The 1,810-nt window shown below is 69.1% G+C and carries 2 protein-coding genes; both read right to left on the reverse strand.

Features of this window, described 5'->3' with window-relative positions:
* Positions 1-34 precede the first annotated feature (34 nt).
* Positions 35-1,510 (reverse strand): cellulose binding domain-containing protein, encoded by a 1,476-nt coding sequence (locus IH26_RS0152350; protein ID WP_084599889.1) that lies wholly within the window; start codon positions 1,508-1,510, stop codon positions 35-37.
* Between the two features lie 13 nt (positions 1,511-1,523).
* The coding region (locus tag IH26_RS0152355) for a cellulose binding domain-containing protein (RefSeq protein ID WP_030443788.1) at positions 1,524-1,810 on the reverse strand (287 nt) is incomplete at its 5' end.

Raw genomic sequence — 1,810 nt, forward strand, 5'->3', positions numbered from 1 at the left:
CACTGGTATAGCTCTCCGTGCCGACGAGTTGCCCTCACCAGGTGAGTGGCAGCGTGGCGAGGTGCTGGGTGATCGCCGTCGCGAGGATCTGGTGGTCGTGTTGCGATGGGTGCCAGTCGCAGCCGAGCAGGTCGAGCCCGAGGGCGGCGTTGTCGTAGTACAGCGCGGAGACGCGGGCGTCCCCCGCGGCGTTGCGGGTCTGCACGATCTGCTGGACCGAGTCGGCGAACGCGGTGGTCTGGTAGGACAGGTCGGGGTAGGTGAGCACGATGAACGCGCTCGCGCCGTACCGGGTCCGCAGTTTGTCGATGAATCCCAGGTAGGCCGTACGGTAGGCGGCGGCCAGCTGGTCGATGGTGGTCCACCGCTCGCCGGCGTTAAGGGCGGTGGAGAAGTCGTTGATGCCGAGGCCGATCACGATGACCTGCGGCCGCCACGTGCTCGGCACCTGCCATGCCTGGCTGTTGTAGAGGGCCTGCAGGTCGGAGTCGTAGTAGGTGCGGAAGTCGTAGCTCGGGTTCTGGCCGTTGTAGTTGCGTACCATGCCGAGGCCGGACCACGCGTCGATCTGGTAGTCGGCGTTCAGCGCCTTGGCGGTGAGCGCGCCGAAGGAGACGTCGGCGTTGGTGTTGCGGGTGACGCCGCCGTTGCTGTTGCAGTCGCGGGTCGTGGACATGTCGCCGTAGCCGGCGGTCCACGAGTCGCCGATGAACTCCATCTGCCGGGTGTGGGCGATCGGCTTCGCGAGGATCGTGCCACCGGCGTCGGCGACGAGACCGTCGAACTCACCCACGGCCCACGGGCTTTCCGTACGCTTCGCGAGCCGTACGGTGTGGTCGCCGTTGGCCAGGTTGCGGATCCAATAGGTGGTCTGACCGGGCGTCACAAGCGTGGCCACTGTGGACCCGTCGACCTGGACGACGTAGTCGTTGTTGGAGTCGTTGAGGACCAGCCCGACGCCGGTACCGCGGAACCGCCCCTCGAAGTACGTGCCGGGCCAGGTGTACTGGGCTCCGGAGCCGGCCACCCGAACTCGGCTCGGCGTGCTCACCTGGTCGAGGACGCCGGTCGCCGGGGCGCTGGAGGTGGGCGCGGTGGTGGGCGTCGTGCTGCCGGTGCAGGCGACCCCATTGAGGGCGAAGTCGGTCGGCGCCGGGTTGCCGCCGGTCCACGACCCGTTGAGGCCCACGTCGACGCTGCCGCCGGTACCGATGCCCCCGTTCCACCCGGCGTTGACCACCGTGACCTGCGCCCCGGACTGGGTCGCTGTGCCGTTCCACAGTTGGCTGATCGTCTGCCCAGCGGTGAACGACCACGTCAGCCGCCAGCCGGTGAGAGGGTCGCCGAGGTTGGTGACATCGACGCTGGCGCCGAAGCCGCCCTGCCACTGGCTGGTCACCGTGTAGGTGACCCGGCAGCCTGCGGCGGCGTGCGCGGCGAGGGCGTTCGTCAATACGAGTCCCGCGGCGACGGTGACGGCCGCGGCCCCCGCGATGGTCGACCGGTACATCGGCGTCTTCCTTTCAGTTCACGGTGCAGGTCACGGCCGGGGCCGCGTTGGTGATGGCCGACGAGGCGAGCAACCCGAACGTCGCGGTGCCGCCGGCGGCAAGCCGTCCGCTCCAGTCGACGTTGCGGGCGGTCATCGTGGCGCCGGACTGGGTGACGGTGGCGTTCCAGGCCTGGGTGACGGTCTGGCCATTGGCAAACGTGAACGTCGCGTTCCAGCCCGTGGAGCCCGCCGAGGAGCCGTTGGCGACGGTGACCTCGCCCTGGAACCCGCCGGTCCACTGCGAGACGACCCGATAAG

This window comes from Actinoplanes subtropicus, assembly GCF_000721705.1.
GTDB classification, from domain to species: domain Bacteria; phylum Actinomycetota; class Actinomycetes; order Mycobacteriales; family Micromonosporaceae; genus Actinoplanes; species Actinoplanes subtropicus.